Below are 18,562 nucleotides of genomic sequence, written 5' to 3' on the forward strand. Positions count from 1 at the left end.
GACGTCGTTCGTCCCCATGGGAGTTCCTGGATGCGCCCTGCCCTGAAGCCTTTCCATGTCCGCGCCGAGGGGTCCGGCCCCGGCCGTCGCACCGTGCTCGCCGCGCTGGCGGGTGCCGGTGCGGCCGTTGCCCTCGGCGCCGGGACCGCGACTGCTTCCGTCTCGTCGCCCGGTGCCGCGAGCGGCGACACGCTGTTCATCAAGGCCTTCCCGGACGCCGAAACGGAACGGCTGCGGCTCGACCGGTCGCTGCGGGCCAGCGACTTCATCCCCACCGGGCGCTACGCGGCGCCGGGCACGCCCGTCACCGTCCGGGTGCAGTCGGCCCACGGGGTACTCCCGGTTCTGCACATCGGGACCTTCGACGACTACCACACGAACACCGAACTGAGGGCGCCGCGGACGTTCCGGCTCCGGTCGGGTCTGAACGAGGTCGCGGACACCTACGGCGGCCCGGTGTACCTCAGCTTCGCCGGTCACGGTCAGCGTGCCGCCGTCACCTTCGTCTCCGGCACCGAGCGGATGGCCGTCTTCGAGCTCGGGCGGACGAGCGAGGCCGAGTTCCAGCGGCGGCTCGACACCGTCACCGGCGTCCCGTGGGTCGAACTCGTCACGGACCGGGCCATCCTGACGCTCACCCGCGAGGGTGCGCTGCTGTACCGCACCGAGGACCACGCCGCGCTGATGTCGCTGTTCGACACCGTCATCGACTCGCACGACCGGATCAGCGGCCTGGACAGCGGCCGGCCTCTCGACCGGCCCAAGGCGGGCCGCTACCACTTCAACGAGGTCAGCGTCGTCCCCAAGGGAGTTGGCGCGTATGCCTGGCACGGCTTCAACGGCTTCCCTCGCGCCTACATGGACCGGCTCTGCACGGTCAGCGGCCTCACCACCCGCGGCTGGGGTCTTTACCACGAACTGGGACACCTCAACCAACAGGCCGCCTACCAGGCCGGCACCCTCACCGAAGTCACGGTGAACATCTACTCGCTGGCCGCACAGCGCACCCTGGGCCGCCCCTCGAACCTCCTCACGGTCGACGCGAAGACGGGCCTCAACTGGTTCCAGTCCGCCCAGGCCAAGCTCGGCACCCCCGGCCTCTCCTACCTCGACGACCTCGGCGCCTACGAACGGCTTGTTCCCTTGCGGCAGTTGGAACTCGCCTTTGGTGACGACTTCTGGCCCCGCCTGCACCGGCTGGTTCGCGCGGAGCACCAGCACGACTCCCCGGTGGAGGACTACGACCACCCGCCGGAGGCCGAAGCGCGCCAGTACCGCGCCCTGGCCACCTACGCCTCGCGCACGGCGGGCCGCGATCTGACGGAGTTCTTCGTCGGCAAGTGGGCGATGCCGATCGACAGGCAGGGTGTCGCGGAGATCGCCGCCCTGAATCTCCCGAAGCCGGACACGGACCCGAGCACGCTCACGGACTGACGGCGCGGCCGCACCGTCGAGGCGCCGGCCCTCCGGCTGCCCCAGCCGGTCAGGGCGGTGCCATCCGACGACGACGCATTGACGCTCGGGAGAGGCCCGCGCCCGGCCGTCACCGTCCGCACCGGCGGCTCGCTCGGCCGCACCCACACGACAGCACTCATCCCGGCGGGCCCCGCTCGTTCGGGCCGCACCTCCCCATCACCGTACGCACCTCCCCATCACCGTACGTATCGTCCCAAGGAGACGAAGCCTCATGCGCACCCCCGCATCCCCGTCCCGCCGTACCGTCCTCGCCACCGCCACCGCCACCGCCACCGCCACCGCCGCGGCCACGGGCGCCGCGCTCGCCGTCGGCGGCCTCGGCGCCGGCACCGCTCATGCCGCCGACGACGTCACCGTGCCGCTCGTCGCCCGCCCCTCCGCCGAGGCGGAACGACTCCGCCTCGGCACGGCCCTGCGCAGCTCCGAGTTCCAGACGACCGGCCGCTATGTCCCGCCGGCCACCGCCCTCCGCTTCGACGTGCTGCCCTACGACGACGTGGTGCCGACCCTCTGGATCGGGCAGTGGGACTACTACGGCACCGTCACCGCACCGCGCAGCTATCAGCTGAAGCCCGGCGCGAACACCGTGACCGATCCCCACGGCGGACCCGTCTACTTCACCCTCGAGGGCGGCGGGCAGCACGCCGCGGTGCGGTTCAAGAGCGGCTCCGCGCCGATGCCGGTCTTCACGCTCGGGAGCACCACCGAGGCCGACTACCAGAACCAGTTGGACACATACACCGATGTCCCGGTCGTCGAGCTGCACGGGCCGCGCTCCATCGTGACGCTCACCCGGGACGGCGCGCTGCTGTACCGGGACGAGGACCACGCGGCGCTGCTGCAACTCCTGGAGCAGATCATCCAGGCCGAGTCCGACATCAGCGGCCTGGACGGCTCGAAGCCGGTGCACCGGCCCAAGGCCGGCGGCTACCACTTCACCGAGGTTTCGGTGGTGCCCTCCGGCGTCGGCGCCTACGCGACACACGGCTACAACGGCTTCCCGCGCGCCTATCTCGACCGGCTCACCACGGTGGAGCGGCTGCGCACCCGCGGCTGGGGTTTGTACCACGAACTCGGGCATCTCCACCAGCAGTTCGCGTACAAGCCGCCGGGGCTGACCGAGGTCACGGTGAACATCTACTCGCTGGCCGTGCAGCGCGCCCTCGGCCAGCCCTCCAACCTCCTCACCGTCGACCCGAAGACGGGCCTGAACTACTTCCAGTCCGCCCGGGCCAAGTTCGGCACGGCGGGCCTGACGTACGAGAGGTCCTTCGGCGCGTACGAGAAGCTGGTGCCGCTGCGGCAGCTGGAGCTGGCCTTCGGCGACGACTTCTGGCCCAGGATGCACAAGCTGGTCCGCGAGGAGAACCCGCAGTCGGCCGAGACGGCCAAGCGCTACCGGGCGCTCGCCACGTACGCGAGCCGTGTCGCGGAGCACGACCTCACCGACTTCTCCGTCACCACCTGGGCGTTCCCCATCGATGCCGAGGGGCGGGCCGAGATGGCCGCACTGCATCTGCCGAAGCCGTCGATCGACCCTGCCACGCTGACCGACTGACCCGGAGGACGACGACCGACCATGGACGTGAGCAGACGACAGACCCTCGCGCTCGCCGGAGCGGGCGCGGTCGCCACCCTCGTCGCCCGCGCGGGCATCGCGAGCGCCGCCACCGGCTCCGCCGACGACCCGTACGAGCCCCTGCTCGCCCGCGCCGCGCAGCAGCTGACCGGCGGCGCCTTCGACCCGAAGGACCCGGACTTCGCCACCGCGCTCACGGCCCTGGACACACAGGCCTCCGGCTGGTGGCAGCGGATCGACACGTCCGTGGGCCGCAAGGCGCTGTGGGCCGACCTGTCCCCGGCCTCCGACCCCAGCGTGTTCGGCGGGAGCTATTCGCGACTGCGCACGCTCGCGACCGCGTGGGCCACCCCCGGCACCTCGCTCACCGGGCAGGCGGCCGTGCGCGACGGGATCCTCGACGCACTGCGCTTCCTGCACACCGTCGGCTACAACGCCTCCCGTTCCGAGACCGGCAACTGGTGGTTCTGGGAGATCGGTTCGCCGCGCGCGCTGATGGACATCTGCGTGCTGCTGCGTGCCGATCTCCCCGCGGAGGACCGCGACGCCTACGTGAAGACGGTGGCCAGGTTCGTCCCCGATGCGGATCGCCGCACCAACTACCCGAGTCTCGCCGAGACCGGCGCCAACCGCGCCGACAAGGCCGTCATTCTCGCCCTGCGCGGGCTGCTCGCGGGCGATCCCGGCGCGCTCGTCCTGGCCCGCGACGGCCTGTCCGACGTCCGCGACAACGGGAAGAACAGCCTGTTCCAGTACGTCACTTCGGGTGACGGGTTCTACCGGGACGGCTCGTTCGTGCAGCACTCCGACGTCGCGTACACGGGCACGTACGGCAGCGTTCTGCTGAATGGCGCCGGCCAGTTGATCGCGCTGCTCGGCGGCTCCGACTGGGCCGTCACCGGCCCCTCGGCCAATGTGCTGTACGAGGCGGTCGAGCGGAGCTTCGGGCCCTTCCTGTTCGACGGTCTGATGATGGACGCGGTGCGCGGCCGCGCCATCTCCCGCGAGTCCGCCCGCGACCACAACGACGGGGCGTCCGCGGTCTCGTACATCCTCCAACTCGCCGACACCGCACCGCAGGCCTACGCGGACCGCTGGCGGGCGGCGGCCAAGGGCTGGATCCTGCGCAACACGGAGACGCCGTACAAGGAACTCATCGGGATCCCGGCCCTGGCCCGCGCGAAGGCCCTCCTCGAGGATCCGGCCGTGCGGCCCGCGGACCGCCTCACCGGGCACTTCGTCTTCGCCGACATGGACCGCGTGGTGCACCGGCGCGCGTCCTGGGCGTGCACGCTGTCGCTGTCGTCGAAGCGCATCGCCGCCTACGAGATGGGCAACGGCGAGAATCTGCACGGCTGGTACACCGGTGACGGCATGACGTACCTGTACGACGGCGACGACCTGGACGCCTTCGGGGACGCCTTCTGGCCGACAGTCGACGCGTACCGGCTGCCGGGCACGACGGTGGACACCCGTACGCGGGCCGATCTCGGGACCGGCGGCGGGACCGACACGTTCCGCCCGAAGAACGCGGTCGCGGGCGGAGCCGTGCTCGACGCCCGGTTCGGTGCCGCCGCGATGGAGCTGATCGCGGACGGGTCGACGTTGCGGGCCAAGAAGGCGTGGTTCTTCCTGGACAATGCGGTCGTCGCGCTCGGCGCCGGGATCACGGCGAGCGACGGCAGGACGATCGAGACGGTCGTGGAGAACCGGAACCTGCACGCCGAAGGGGCGCACCGGCTCATCGTCGACGGTCATCGTCAGCCCATGGAGCTGGGGTGGTCGGCCGAGCTGGGCGACGCGCGCTGGGCCCATCTGGAGGGCACGGGCGGCTATGTCTTTCCCTCCGGCGGACCGCTGCGCGCCCTGCGCGAGGAGCGCACCGGCACCTGGCGCTCCCTCAGCACCGGCGGCAGCACCACCCCCGTCAGCCGCCGCTACGCCACCCTCTGGTTCGACCACGGTCCTTCCCCCGACTCCGCTTCCTACGCCTACGTCCTGCTGCCGGGCTCGACTGAGACCGCGACCCTGGCCTGGTCCCGCTCCCTCCCGGCGCGCGTGCTCGCCAACGACGCCGCAGTCCAGGCCGTCGCCTCACCCCGTCTCGGCCTGCTCGCGGCGCACTTCTGGGCGGCTGGCTCGGTCGACGGGCTGAGCTCGGACGGCCCCGGCACCGTCCTGGTGTGCCGCCGCGACGAGGGCATATCGGTCGCGGTGGCGGATCCTGGCCGTACGGCGACGACCCTGACCGTCAGACTCCCGTTCCCCGTGAGCAAGGTGGTCAGCGCCGACGACACCGTGTCTGTAACCCCGGGCCTCCGCCCCGTGCTCACCGTCCGCGTGGGCGGCTCACGGGGCCATACGCACCTGGCCCGACTGCTCTGAGCCCGCCGCTACCGACCCACCCGTATCGCCCGCCGTCCGACGAAGGAGCCAGCGAACCACCATGCCCGCCCCGCACCTTCCCCTGCCGCCCACCGACCGCGTCCGCTCCCCGCTGACCGGTTGGACCCGGGCGCACTGGGAGGCCCTGGCCGACCGACAGCTGACGGCCCTGCTGCCCTACGCCACACCGGGTTTCGCGCAGTACCGGCTGCCGGGGCGGGCCAGCTGGTCCGGGGTCGTCTCCGACGGGCTCGAAGGGTTCGCTCGGACATTTCTGCTGGCCTCCTTCCGGATCGCGGGCGCGGGCGGGAGCGACGGGACGGATTCCGCAGCCGTATCCCACCTGATCGAAAGGTACACGCAGGGTCTGACAACGGGCACGGACCGTGACAGCGCCGAGGCCTGGCCCGAACTCACCGACTGCTCCCAGCAGATGGTGGAGGCCGCCTCGATCGCGCTCGGCTTGCACGAGACCCGCCCCTGGATCTGGGACCGGCTCGACGCCCGGGTCCAGGAGCGGGTCGTCGACTGGTTCTCCGGGTTCGTCGGCGCGAGGACCTGGGACAACAACTGGCGCCTGTTCCAAGTGGTGTCGGAGCAGTTCCTCGCCTCGGTCGGCGCACCGTACAACCAGGGCGACATCGATGCCGGCCTCGACCGGATCGAGGACTGGTACGTTGGCGACGGCTGGTACACGGACGGCGACGGCCGCAACTTCGACTACTACATCGGCTGGGCCATGCACCTGTACCCGCTGCTGTGGGCCCGCATGACAGGGCCGGACGCGGACGGCGGGCGCGGCGCCGTCTACCGGGACCGGCTGACCCAGTTCCTCACCACGTACCCGCAGTTCTTCGGCGCCGACGGCGCGCCGGTGCACCAGGGCCGGTCGCTGACATACCGCATCGCGGCGACGGTTCCGGTGTGGCTGGGCGCGCTCGCCGACTGCACCCCGCTCGCGCCAGGCCTGACCCGGCGCCTCGCCTCCGGCGCGGCCCGGCACTTCGCCGAGCGCGGGGTGCCGGACGAACGGGGGCTGCTGCCGCTGGGCTGGTACGACACGTTCCTGCCCGCGACACAGCCGTACTCGGGGCCCGCGTCGCCGTACTGGGCCAGCAAGGGATTCCTCGGTCTGCTGCTGCCCGCAGACCACCCCGTGTGGACCGACCGTGAACTACCGCTGCCCGTCGAGCAGTCGACGCAGTACACGGCGCTGCCCGCGCCCGGCTGGCTGCTGCACGGCACCCCGCACGACGGTGTGGTCCGCCTGATCAACCACGGCAGCGACCACAACCCGCCGGACGGCCCGGCGAGCGACGACCCGCACTACGCCAAGTTCGCCTACTCCACCGCCACCGCCCCGGAGTCCGCACCGCACGCCTGGGCCCGCGCGGTCGACAACCACATCGCGCTGCTCAGCGCCGACGGCACCCCGTCGCGTCGCCGCCGCATCCACCCCCTCACCTGCGAGGGACGCCGCGCCTCGTCCCGTCATGACGTACAACTCCCGGACCTGGACGGCGAGTTCCCTGTCGAGTCGACGAGCGTGCTGCACGGGCCGTGGGAGCTGCGCGTGCACCGGGTGCGGGCACCCGAGGGCGTGACGGTGCGCGAGGGCGGGTACGCGGTCGCCGACGTGGTGCGCCCGCACTCGGAGCAGGGGCCGTGCTGGGCCCTGACCCGCACGGAATCGGGGCTGACCAGCGCCGTGACCGCGCTGTACGGATGGGACGAGGAGACGGGCGTCGCGCGCGAGGTCGAGGCGAACGCCTACGGCCCGCACTCGGCGACCCCGTATCTGCGAGCCGTACGCCATCCGGGCGGGGAGAGTGTCCACGTCACCTTGGTGGTTCTCACCCGCGACGTCGTCCACCCCTGGGCCCTGCGCGAGTCGATCACGTGCGCGCACGAGGACGACGGGCGGGTGACGGTCACGTTCCCGGACGACGAGACGGTGACGGTTTGACAGGACAGCCCCCTGTGACTCGTGCTCGGGCCTCCCCGTGTGGTGGACACGCCGACGCGGCGACTCGGCACTCTTCAGTCGCGGGCGCGGGGCATTGGGCCTGGTGCTGAGCTTGAGCTCAGGAGTAGAGAGCTTCCCAATAGAGTTGTCAAGCGACTGGATGCGTAGTCGGCGGGATTTGTTCCGGCACCTTCGTTCAGTTCTTCGCGGGAGTGCCGCAGCATTTTTTGTACTCGCGGCCCGAGTCGCACCAGCACGGTCCGTTGCGCGCTGGCGGCCATAGCAGCGTCTGGTCCGGGTGTGCCGTGGCCCGCCACTCGCCGTAGTTCTGCCGGGTCTTCTGGTTGGCCGGGTCACTGCCGGTGCGTTGGGCGTATGCCTGGAAGTCGGTCAGAATGCCGGTGACCATGCGCACGTGGGCGGCGCCGGCTTCGTCGTAGCCGCGGGCCTCCCGCTGGATCCGGGCGGCATACGTCGTCGTAGTCGTCGCCGTAGTGCGCGGCCGGCTCCAGCCAGCGTGCCCGCACCGCGGCGAAGTCCTCCCGCGCCCAGCGCAGGACGATGGAGTCGAACGCCTCCCAGCCCTCCGGCAGGTCCGGCTCGTGACGGCCGTCCGGCAGGAAGTTGCGGTTGAGTGCCAGTTGGCGGCGGTATTCGGCCGCCTGGGGCCCGTCACCGGCCTGGGCCGCGCGGTGCAGACCCTGAAGGGCGTCTTTATTGCCGTACGGTGGTTGACCTGGGGCTTTGTGATCGTCCGCGTATGGGCATGATCACTGATTGGGGGTTGAGGAACATCCATGTCAGATCGTGCGCTAAGCCCTCGTCGCCCCTGGTGGTCGGCTGACGGGGCATCGGCAGCGCATGTGATCTGAAGTCTTCCCCAGGTACGGCATCGGGGTCGGCAAGACCGCCGAACGCCTCGGCGAGGACCGGCCGCTCTCGTGGGTCGCGGACGACGAAGTCGGCGATGCCCTGGAACTGCTGTGGGGAGAGTCGGCGGTCAACACGTGGAACGCCCGCCGGGCGGCGGTGCTGTCGTGGCTGGGCTGGTGCACCGAGCGCGGGTACGACGGCCCGTCCGTCCCGGCCTGGGTGAAGAGGCTGACCCTGCCGGACTCTCAGACCCCGGCCCGCTCGAAGATGGCGGTCGACCGACTGATCGCCCGCCGCGACGTCCACCTGCGGGAGAAGACGCTGTGGCGGATGCTCTACGAGACCGTGGCGCGCTCGGAGGAGATCCTTGAGGTCAACATCGAAGAGCTGGACCTGGCTGGCCGCCGGGCCCCGGTGAAATCGAAGGGTGCCCGGCCGCGTACCCGCCGCCGGGGCGCCCCGCGCGAGGAGTTCGTGCTGGAGACCGTGTACTGGGACGCGGGCACCGCCCGCCTCCTGCCCCGCCTGATCAAGGGCCGTACGCGCGGGCCGGTCTTCATCACGCACCGAAAGCCGGGGCCCGGCAAGGTCGTCAGTCCGCGCGACGCCTGCCCCGACACCGGGCTTGTCCGGCTGTCGTACGGCCAGGCCCGAGCTCTGCTCGACGCCCACACCTCGCTCGGCGGTGTGCCGGGGACGGGCTGGGACCTGCACGAGTACCGTCATTCTGGCCTCACGTACCTCGGTGAAGCCGGGGCCAGCCTGCCGATGCTCATGGCCAAATCGCGGCACAAGAAGCCCGAGAACGTGAGGAAGTACTTCCATCCCTCGGCGGAGGCGATCGCCGAGGTCACCAGCCTGCTCGCACCCGACGACAGCAGGCGCTGACTTCGACACGGCAGGCCCGCGCGACCAACTTCCGTCCGTCTCTACCTGACAAAGATGCCGGGCCGAGCAGACGCCGGCCGCCTGGCTCGCCTCCCGGCCGACCGGCGACGTCGCCGGTCGGCCTCGGCCGTCCCGAGTTGTCAGGTCCCCGTCGGTGGTGCGCTCATCGCTGCTGTCAGGAACGTGATCGCCCAGTGCCGGGCTGCCTCGCCCGCTACCGGGGACAGGCAGGCCGGGGAGCGCTGCTGGTAGACCTCGACGCGGTCCACGGCCGTCACGGCGAGGATCCCCCGCATCCGGAACCGCAGTTCCTCCGGGGAAAGGCCGGGCAGTGCGCGCCCGAAGGCCGCCAGGTAGCGCTCACGGACCGTGTCCTCGGCCGGACCGGTCCAGCTGCGCACCTCCTCGGCCGGGTCGCTGAGGATCGTCACGATCAGCCGGGATGTCCGGGCACTGCCCTCGTCACCGGCCGGCATCTCGTCGAACAGCGGCCCCGCGAATGCCTCCACCAGTTCGGTGACCGCAGGGTCCGGGGTCCTGGCGAGCAGTCGGTCGAGCCCTGCGCACTGCGCGGCGTTGATGGGCTCGATCACGCGGCGGGCGACCGCGGCCAGGAGTTCCGCCTTCGAGCCGAAGTGGTACCCGACGGCGGCCAGGTTCGCTCCGGCGAGGTCGGTGATCGCGCGGACCGAGGTGCCGCGGTAACCGCGCTCGGCGAAGAGGTGTTCGGCCGCGTCGAGGATCTGGGTGCGAGTGTCAGGTGGCGCCATGCCTGCGTACACTACAGACGTATGATTTAAACGAACGTATGACTGAAGCGAACGTGCGAAAAGAGTTGCCATGAAACTGCTCGTGTACGGCGCCGGGGTTCTCGGCAGCCTGTTTGCCGCCCGCCTGTATGAGGCCGGGCACGACGTTGCGCTCCTTGCCCGGGGCGAGCGCCTGGCCGCCCTGCGCCGGCACGGAGTGCAGCTCGCCGGGGGAGACAGTCCGGCCGTCAGGCGGGTGCCGGTGCCGGTGGTCGAGCACCCGGCCGACGGGTACGACCTGATCGCGGTCTTCGTCCGCACCCATCAGGTGGACGCGGTGCTGGAGTCACTCGCTGGTCTCGAAGGCGACGTGCTGTTCCTGCACAACTGGGCGGCCGGCCCGGAGCCGCTGGGCGCGGTGATCGGCCACGAGCGGGTGCTGCTCGGCTTCGGCATGGCCGGCGGCACGATGGACGGCGACGTGGTCCGCTACCGTGCGACCAACTTCATGACCCGCCGGGTTGCGATGCCGATCGGCGAACCCGACGGCCGGACCACCCCGCGACTTGAACGGATCGTGCGGACGTTCCGCGCCACCGGGATCAACGCCAAGACCGAGCCGAAGATGGATGCCTGGCTCAAGACGCACGCGGCGTTCGCGGTGCCACTCGGGCAGGCGGTGCACACGGCGGGCGGCCCGCTAGCGCTGGCCGACGATCCGGACGCGGTCCGGGGCATGCTCCGCCTCATGCGGCGGAGCCTGGCCGCCATGCCGACGCCGCCGGTCCCTCGCGGGTTCGCTGCGTTGCGGATCCTGCCGGAAGGTCTGCTCGTGGCCACGCTGCGGCGCTTCCTGCGAAGCCCGACGGCCGTACACAGCGGACTCAGCGACGCCTCGCCCGCGACAGCGGCCGAACTCGCGCGGCTGGCCGAACAGATCCGCGCCTATACGAAAGTCCGGTAGGTGGCAGGCGGCTGCGCCTCCTCGGCCGGATCACACGTGAGTGCTGCTCTGGCTCTATTCCGGGCACTCCTCGGTCGCCGGCCCCGCCCGCTACACCCGCGTCTCTCCCGGGGCCCTCGCCCGCTGACCGGCCCGACCAGCGTTACTCGTCGTCGGCGGCGTCCGGATCTCGCAGCGGGCGTAGAGCCCCGGGCAGCTCGGGGAGTTGGAAGGAATACCGGCCGAGCATGTTGATGTGATGGCGGACGAACGGGGAGAGGCGGGCCATGTCCTCGTCGCGGACGTCGAACCCGTCCTCTCGCAGCTGCGTGACGGCGGCGTCCATGTACCGCGTGTTGAAGAGGACCAGGGCGTTGAGGACCAGGCCGAGGGCGCCGATCTGGTCCTCCATGCCGTCCTGGTAGCGCTGGTAGAGCTGTCCCGAGCGGCCGTGGAAGATCTTCCTGGCGAGGGCGTGGCGGCCTTCCTGGAGGTTGGCCTGCACCTTGATCTGCCTGCGGTAGCCGGGCTCGTCGGCCAGACGCAAGATGTGCAGGGTCTTGGCGACCCGCCCGTAGTGCGCGATCGCGTCGCCGAGCGGAGTGGGGCGCCCTTCAGGACTCTGTTGGTCGATGTGATCTGGGTTTTGTCGATCAGGCCGCGAGACTGAGGACGAGTTGTTCGTAGTGGGAGACTCGTGTTGTGCCCAGGGGGGTTCCTGTCCACCAGGTGTCGAGGCGGTAGAGGTTGAGTGCGGCCGCGGTCAGGACCTGGGCCAGAGAGGTTTTGGCGAGGCCGCGGTAGCGAGTGCGCCGGGCACCGGCGCGTCGTACCGCCTGCGAGATGCTGCCCTCCACCCCGGCCCTGGTGTGGTAGCGCTTCTTCCACTCTTCGGTCTGTTGTTCCGTCCGACGTTGTTGGAGGAGTTCGTGCTCTTCGCGCGGGAGCAGTGTCAGGACGCGGTAGGCGGCCGTGGTGCAGATGTTCTTGGCCGGGCAGGTGGTGCATCCGGCGCTGGAGAAGTCGATGTGGATGCGTGGTTCGCCGCCGATAGTGGTGTCACTCCAGCGGGTGCTGATCCGGCCCTGTGGGCAGGTCACCTGCCGGGTGTGCCAGTCGATGCGGAAGTCGGTGGCGGCGTAGCCGCTGGTGTGCAGGGCCGGTCGGCCGCCGGCTTGCTTGACCGGCCCGATGACCTCGATGCCCAGTGCACGAGCCTCAAGGATGATCTTCGCGCTGGTGTAGCCGCCGTCCACGTAGTGTTCGGCCGGCTTCAGGCCCCGCTCGGTCAAGGCCTGGTGGACGGCATTGGTGAGCTGGTGGTCGTCCGTCGTGGCCGGTGTGGTGACCACGTGCGTGATCAGGTGGGGGAGGTCGTCGTCGCAGTTCTCGGTGAGATGGGTTTTGTAGCCGTCCCAGGCTGATCCCCTCTTCACTCCGCAGCGCGCGTCCCCATCGTGTGGGGGGACGATCCGTGCCGCTCCCGGCGGGCGTTGCTTGTTTCCGCGCCAGCGCACTCCGCGGGCGTCACGCTGGTACTCCTGGGCCCACACGGTGCGCAGGAGCACGACCGCCTCAAGGCCGGCGAGGTGGGCGGGGGCCGTGGGATCGTCGGGAGTGTCGGGGAGTTCGTGGCCGTCGCCCCCGACGTTCTCGGCGAACGCGGTGCGCTCGGCCTCGCCCTTGGGCAGCCGGTAGGAGTCGGCGTGCTGCTGGTAGCGCGCGAGCCAGTCCGCGTTGACCGCGTCGGTGCCGGCCGGCCAGGCGGGGGCGGCCACCGCCAGGGCCTCAAGGGCGCAGCGCATGGTCTCGGTGACGAACTCCAGCCGGTTCAGGTCACGGATGCAGGCGATGACGTGGGTGGAGTCGGTGCGGGCCCGGCCGCCGGCCCGCAGCAGGCCCCGGGTGTTGCACTGCGCGAGGATGGCGTCCAGGATCTGCTGTTCCAGGCCGTGGGCGATCAGCCGGTCGCGGAACTCGCTGGGCACCGAGAAATCAAAACCAGGGTCAGCGAGTTGGAGGCCGAGGGCGTATTTCCAGTCGATCCGGCCGCGCACCGCATCAGCGGCCTGCCGGTCGGTCAGCCGCTCTGCATACTGCAGCACGCTGACCAGCGCCAGCATCCCCGGCGACACGGACGGACCGCCCCGATGCGCGAACGCCGCCACGAACCGCTCGCTTTCCAACACCGCCCCGAACTCGTCCCTGATCCGCATGGCCAGGCACCCGCGCGGGAACGCAGCACGGGCGACCCTGGCCGTGGACTCAGGCACCGCTGGGGAAGGTAACGGACGCATCGACATGATCTCCACCCCTCGGCCCGGGGAAAGCAGACCCGACAACGAGCAGTGTCCAACGCACCCGAAGATCATTTCAGGCGAACCATCACATCGAACAACAGAGTCCCTCAGGGCCCGACGGCCCGTGCGCGGACCGGCCGTACTCCCTCCTTGTCGAGGCGCTCGCCCGCACCGGATACGTGGCCGTTGCCCGGGGTCGCCATCCGAAGCCGTGAGCGCCTGGCCCTGCTGCGACCACGCCACGGAGTGCTCGCACTGCAGACGTTGCCCAGGGAGGACGAGCTGCGCGAGTCCGGCGACCTTGCCCGTCCGCACCGGTCACCGACTGGGAGCCGGCACTTGCCGAGCACCGCGCGGACCGTGTTCAGCAGCGCCGGCAGACGGTCGGGGCCTGCACAACTCCTCTGGAAAAAGGACCAATTGGTCGGCGAGCTGACGCGAGGTGGGCAGGATGACATGCGGGCGCGGCCTTCACAACCAAGCTGAGTGGTATCAACCTGATCATGGACGGCCGCGCCCTTCGCCGTTCACCCGACCTCAGTCCAGGATCCGGGCACACATCACGCCTGGCTGCTGATGCAGCCGCGGCCCCTGCGAATCAACCCTTCACGGTTTCAGGGAATTGCCGTTGGGGCACCGCGGTGCTGCCGCAGAATTATTGCCACCTCTCAATCAAGGAGTCGGCGCCGGACGCGAGATCAACATACGCTTTTTCGGAGACCACCCCATGCCGCTTCTGGAGGTCAAGCAGACCCTTGAAGCTTTTCATTCCCTTGACGGCTTTTTGGAGTTCCCCTCGCTTTTCGAAACCGTCGACTACCGCCAGAATCCCCTCCAGGGCACGGGCAGCACCATGGTTTCTGAATTCCCCAACTTCATCGTAACGTCCGACGAGTTCCCTCAGGGCAGCCAGGTCGTGGCGCGCTGGTCGCTCTTCCCGACATGAAGCTCATTTATCCGAAGGCCGGAGCCGGCTCCCCATTCCAGTTTGAACTCGGCGACCGGCGCATACTTGCGCAGATCGATGTTCTGATACGCGCCGGTAAATGTTCCGGCGTCGATCCATTCCGGATCCCCGGTCCCTGCTGCGCCGGCCTGCGCAGATTTCTTGACCTTCAGCTTGACTTCCGATCCCTCGTTCTTCATCAGGATCAGATTGGTTGCGTCCGGGGTATTGATGTTGTTGTAGGTCAGCTCTCCCGCCGTGTTGCCGACGTCGACGTAGTTGAAGAGATCAAGGTCGAGCAACTTCTCCAAGCCGCTCAGATCGGCCGAGAGAACAAGGGTGTCCTCCTTGACGGTCGAATTAACCTTGATCTCATGGATCTTGAGCCAATTGCTCTGTACGCCGTCGGTCAGCTTCACATAGCGGGCCGACTTGCCGCCGACGCCCACAACATTGTCGCTCCCCGCGTTGGCGAAGGTGACCGGGTCACGCCAGCTTATCCCGTCCGAACTCAGTTCGATCTTACCGGAGGACAATACGTCCGTGTCGGAGCTGATGCGCACGTCATGAATCGGAATTTCACTTCCCAGGTCGAATATGAAATGCCGATTTCCGCCCGATCCCCTGAGCCAGAGGTACGTGGACGGGGCACCGTCCACAATATTATTCACATTCCCGGAGTAGATACTGGCATTATGAGCCGTTGCCGACGGGGACACTGAACCGCCGAATCTTACGGAAAGCTCCGTGAGTGCGAAGTTCCTTGCCTCCTTAGACGCATTCCTCACGCGAATATACTTGGCCGCATTGATGCGTGGATCCGACCATGACATTGCGCTCCAGTTTCTTCCGTCTGCCGAAAACTCGGCGGTCAGAAACTTGAGGCCATCGTCAATTTTCAGAGAATGCGCGTTCTTCAGCCTGTTGAACTGGAATCCAATATAGTCCCCGGGTTCCAGCGTGGTTTCAGCGACGTTCCGCAGTACTGCGGAGGCGCCTTCGAATGCCAGCGCCTGGTTCTTCAGCGAGGATACGTTGGTATAGACCTCTGCGGGTTCTTCCGCGTTCACCTGAAACTCTTCGACGGACAGGCTGCGGTTCGGCGACCCGGTGTTCTCGTCGGTGAACTCGTCAGTGGCCCGGTAGCGCAAGAACTGTGCGTCAAGGTCGAGTCCCTGCGCAGAGGCAGTGCTCGTTTCGAATTCCGCAACCTTTGTCCAGTTGCTGTTGTCGATCGATGCTTCGAGCACACCCTTTTTATAGTACTTTGTGCCGTCCATCGCGATGAGTACGTTGTCGATGTGCGTCTTCCGGCCCAGATTCACGCCGAAGTACGCGCCGCGCGACACCACCGCGCCCGAGTTGGCCGCCGTCGCCGTATCGCCGTCCAGCATCCTCGTGTAGTCAAGGGTCGTGCTGCCGAAACCGTGCATCTTGGGTGGCAGGGAGAGCGTCTTCATAAGCTGCATTTCCAGCAGGGACAGAATCTCCTCGGTGAAGGGGACGATCTCCTTCTGAGCTACGACCTTTCCCGAGGACGACACTGCTGCCTTAAGCTCTGCTCTGCGCTCAGAAATCAAAGTCATGGCCGCCTGGATGGATGCCGGATCATTCGCAGATATTTCACCCAAATTCTGGATTCCATGCACAGTGCTTCTGCTCGCCTGTGCAATCTTCTTCATTTTGTCCAACCAAGGCGTGAGCTCCCCCGAGATACCGTTCGTGCCTTGGTATTCCTTGAGTGTGTCTACGGCACTGCTGATGTCCTTGAATGATCGAGCCAGGGACGCGCCAGACTTGGAAATATCTTCGCCGGCCGCATACCGCTGCTTGAAGGTATTCATCCGGGGCAGCAGGTAGCTGGATTCGCCTGCGTTAAACGGGTTCAGGCCGTTCGACGCGTTCGCGGAAAAGATGCGCAATGCGCGCGCCGCCTTGGCATCGTCCCGGATGACGTGGTCAAACGAGTCCTGCCAGCTCAGCTCCGCATCGTATTCGTCGGTGTTCCATGTGTAATCCGCGACGCTGAACAGCGACACCTTGGACGCCTGCGCCTGATTCATCGGGTTCGAGGCAAAGCCCGAGACGTTCTTCACACCCGGGTAGAGCCCCTTGGTCGGACCCATATGGACATAGCCTGCGCGTCCCAGATCATTTACCGGATAGTTCCACCACATATAGACTGGCCTGTCGATATATTGGGTGACCCAGTCGATGACGCTCTGGTTGACCGGCGAAACGACGTTATCGCCCGTCCACATGATTTCTACGTCCTTCGGGAACCTGCTGATACTCTTCAGGTAGTTGATCGTTGCCTGACTGCCACTGTCCTTACGGTAATACTGCGGACAGAAGATGATCGGCTTTACATCACCCTTAGGCTTGATGTATTCACTGTCTATCCGCGTGATGAAATTCACGAGCTGGTCGTTGTTCGTTGCGGAGTCGTCGAAGAAGATCGCGAATTGCCTGACGCCGATTCCGTACATCTGGTCGAACTTGTCCTTGAGCGCCTGAACGTCGGCATCGGAGCCAAGATTGATCTTGCCACCGACATGGGCGCCCCAGACGAATTCAACGTTGGTTTCCAGCCCTTTGTCGACCAGCTCTTTCAGCTCGGCGAGCTTCTCGGGAGGATAGGGTTCCCTCCAACGCGACGCGTGATAGGGATCATCCTTGGGTCCATACAGATAGGAATTCATCTTGAAGTCCCCGCCGAACGACATCAAGTCCTTGCGGTTCTCGTGCGACCATGGTGTGCCGTAGAAGCCCTCGATGAAGCCGCGGAACTTTACGTCCGCATAATCTTGGATCAGTGTGTCCTTGAGAACGCCGTCCGCCTGTTCCAAGATCTCATCGAGCGTAGTGACACCGTAAAACGCGCCGCTGTTGTCAGCGCCCATGACGGCGATGACTCTATCCGCTGCAGAGATCTTGAGCGCATAGCCGTCATCTCTTTTTACGGAAATCGACGGGTCGAATTTTCCGTCCAGGTACTCGTGATCGGCTCCCTTGCTGTTGTCGACACCGATCAGAACGTCGAATTCACTCTTTGACGCGTTTTGCTGAGTCTTCGTGACGGTGAAGCCTCGTTCTTCGAAAATCCTCTGTGCCTTGGCTGCGGTATTCTCGCCGACGCCGTCTTCAAGCACCAGATTGATCGTGTGCTTTCTCGCAAGTTTCATCGCTCGCTTTCCGGTGACACAACTGTGCACCCTTGGATACAGGGAGTATGTGCACTCGACTCCCTTATCCGATGTCGAATTGGAGCCAGTGTTCGTTTCGCGCGCTTCGGCAGATGTCATCTTTGCCGGGAGCATCGACAGCATCAAAAAAAAGACCAGCAGTATTGCCGAACTTATTCTACGTCTTCCCTTGGCTTGCAATCTTGAATCCTCTCTCAGGCCCCGCTGTCCGAGCCCACATTCGGGGAAGTTTGTGACGAATCTGTTTCGCCGATGAAGATTTCAAGGCCGATGAATAAAGACGATGGCGCCGGTCGTGGACCGAAGTGCTCCCGCCGCAACGTGCCCGATAGGCCCGCGCTGCGGGACGTGAAGCGGTGGCTGGCGATGGGCCCCGGAGGGTTGGTGAACGTCCAAGCGATGGTCTGCATCCGCACGTGCCTGTTCGACGTCGGTCACCAGCTGCGCGCTCTGCTCGCCGAGCTCGTCGACCTGCCCCATGGTCGGCACGAGCCAGCTGTACGCATGAGCTGAGTGTCCGTTCACGGGTGCTTCGACCTACTTTCGGGGGCGATCGGAGCCGTACCTGCTGAAGTGGTGTAGACCATAGGCGAGGATGGGATCGGCGTCGAGAGCCTGTGAGTGCCGGAAGGGGAAGTCCGGCGTCCTCCAGCGGCGAGCGGTGTCGGCGTACTCCTGTGAGGGCTCCACCAAGTGCGGAAGAAGTCTGCACCAGTACGAGTTCTGGGCGGTCGGCGTCATCTCGTGGGACAGGCGGTGGCGGGAAGGTGTACCTCGAGCACAACTGCGGTGCCGGCCACGGTCTGGTCCTCGTGCATGCTGAGCCGTTGGCTGGTCTTGACGTGCGTCCAGTGAGAGGGGGTAAGGGGAACGAGGCGGACATTGGCTCGGCCGCCGGGTGGAAGTTCTCGCGTTCTTGTCCGGTGTGGTTCTCGTTTCGGTGTCCAGGTGGGTGGATGCGGTTGAGTGGGCTGATCGGCGTTGTCTTGTGGGGTGTTCGGGGTGGTGGGGGAGGGCGTTGGGGCTGGACAGCTAGGTGAGAAGAGTTGGTCAGTGGTTGAGAATCGGCTGGCCAGCAAGCTGAAAGCTCCAATGGGGTAGGCCCTCTTCTTGATCATTTTTTGTGGGGCGTGGGTGGTCCCGTTGTGGTGGGGGAGTGTTGGGGGGACTGTGGCGGATGCTGAGGTGTTGCGGCCGGTCGCGGTGCGGGGGCCCCGCGGCCAGGGTGGGGGGCCTGGAGCGTTTGCCCCG

Annotated in this window: 12 protein-coding genes and 2 pseudogenes; 8 read left to right on the top strand and 6 right to left on the bottom strand. The window is 67.3% G+C overall.

All coding sequences use genetic code 11. The features are described from left to right. Window positions 1-30 precede the first annotated feature (30 nt). From JK364_RS46445 to JK364_RS46460, 4 genes are all read left to right on the top strand, one after another. Window positions 31-1,434, top strand: a complete 1,404-nt coding sequence (locus JK364_RS46445) for a M60 family metallopeptidase (protein ID WP_201857476.1) — start codon at window positions 31-33, stop codon at window positions 1,432-1,434. A gap of 253 nt (window positions 1,435-1,687) precedes the next feature. Beyond that, the gene (locus tag JK364_RS46450; protein WP_201857477.1) at window positions 1,688-3,034 is read left to right on the top strand and encodes a M60 family metallopeptidase; all 1,347 of its coding nucleotides are present in this window, start codon (window positions 1,688-1,690) and stop codon (window positions 3,032-3,034) included. A 21-nt stretch (window positions 3,035-3,055) separates the two neighbouring features. Next, a complete protein-coding gene (locus JK364_RS46455) occupies window positions 3,056-5,440 on the top strand; it encodes a polysaccharide lyase 8 family protein (RefSeq protein WP_201857478.1) in 2,385 nt (794 codons plus the stop codon). A gap of 61 nt (window positions 5,441-5,501) precedes the next feature. After that, window positions 5,502-7,406: a DUF2264 domain-containing protein gene (locus tag JK364_RS46460; protein WP_201857479.1), complete on the top strand. Its 1,905-nt coding sequence runs from the start codon at window positions 5,502-5,504 to the stop codon at window positions 7,404-7,406. 196 nt (window positions 7,407-7,602) lie between these two features. Here JK364_RS46460 and JK364_RS46465 read toward each other — a convergent pair whose 3' ends face one another. Beyond that, complete coding sequence (locus JK364_RS46465; RefSeq protein ID WP_230993585.1) at window positions 7,603-7,815, bottom strand: SEC-C metal-binding domain-containing protein; 213 nt, start codon at window positions 7,813-7,815, stop codon at window positions 7,603-7,605. A gap of 193 nt (window positions 7,816-8,008) precedes the next feature. Here JK364_RS46465 and JK364_RS46470 point away from each other — a divergent pair, with 193 nt between their 5' ends. Both JK364_RS46470 and JK364_RS46475 read left to right on the top strand, forming a co-directional pair. Further along, entirely contained in the window at window positions 8,009-8,176 is a 168-nt protein-coding gene (locus JK364_RS46470) for a hypothetical protein (RefSeq protein WP_201857481.1), read from the top strand. A gap of 115 nt (window positions 8,177-8,291) precedes the next feature. Continuing rightward, window positions 8,292-9,167 (top strand): annotated as a pseudogene (locus JK364_RS46475) (tyrosine-type recombinase/integrase); the annotation flags it as partial. Between the two features lie 140 nt (window positions 9,168-9,307). Here the strand turns inward: JK364_RS46475 and JK364_RS46480 are convergent. Beyond that, window positions 9,308-9,937 carry a TetR/AcrR family transcriptional regulator gene (locus JK364_RS46480; protein WP_201857482.1) on the bottom strand — a complete coding sequence of 210 codons (630 nt, stop codon included), beginning with the start codon at window positions 9,935-9,937 and terminating at the stop codon, window positions 9,308-9,310. 70 nt (window positions 9,938-10,007) lie between these two features. Between JK364_RS46480 and JK364_RS46485 the strand changes: the two genes are divergently transcribed. After that, window positions 10,008-10,880, top strand: coding sequence for a ketopantoate reductase family protein (locus JK364_RS46485; protein WP_201857483.1), 873 nt, complete (start codon window positions 10,008-10,010; stop codon window positions 10,878-10,880). Between the two features lie 142 nt (window positions 10,881-11,022). On the opposite strand, the pseudogene JK364_RS46490 reads toward JK364_RS46485, so the two are convergent. The 4 genes and pseudogenes from JK364_RS46490 to JK364_RS46505 all read right to left on the bottom strand — a co-directional run. After that, window positions 11,023-11,472 (bottom strand): annotated as a pseudogene (locus JK364_RS46490) (Tn3 family transposase); the annotation flags it as partial. 40 nt (window positions 11,473-11,512) lie between these two features. Further along, window positions 11,513-13,162: an IS1182 family transposase gene (locus JK364_RS46495; RefSeq protein ID WP_269146400.1), complete on the bottom strand. Its 1,650-nt coding sequence runs from the start codon at window positions 13,160-13,162 to the stop codon at window positions 11,513-11,515. A gap of 652 nt (window positions 13,163-13,814) precedes the next feature. Then, window positions 13,815-14,072, bottom strand: coding sequence for an FIMAH domain-containing protein (locus JK364_RS58275; RefSeq protein ID WP_372462079.1), 258 nt, complete (start codon window positions 14,070-14,072; stop codon window positions 13,815-13,817). Further along, window positions 14,060-17,434, bottom strand: coding sequence for a beta-N-acetylglucosaminidase domain-containing protein (locus JK364_RS46505; RefSeq protein ID WP_307841613.1), 3,375 nt, complete (start codon window positions 17,432-17,434; stop codon window positions 14,060-14,062). Before JK364_RS46505 ends, JK364_RS58275 begins: the two co-directional genes overlap by 13 nt. Window positions 17,435-17,563: 129 nt before the next feature. Here JK364_RS46505 and JK364_RS46510 point away from each other — a divergent pair, with 129 nt between their 5' ends. Beyond that, window positions 17,564-17,824, top strand: a complete 261-nt coding sequence (locus JK364_RS46510; protein ID WP_201857487.1) for a hypothetical protein — start codon at window positions 17,564-17,566, stop codon at window positions 17,822-17,824. The last annotated feature ends 738 nt before the right edge of the window (window positions 17,825-18,562 follow it).

It is taken from the genome of Streptomyces endocoffeicus, from assembly GCF_016741935.1.
Taxonomy (GTDB): domain Bacteria; phylum Actinomycetota; class Actinomycetes; order Streptomycetales; family Streptomycetaceae; genus Streptomyces; species Streptomyces endocoffeicus.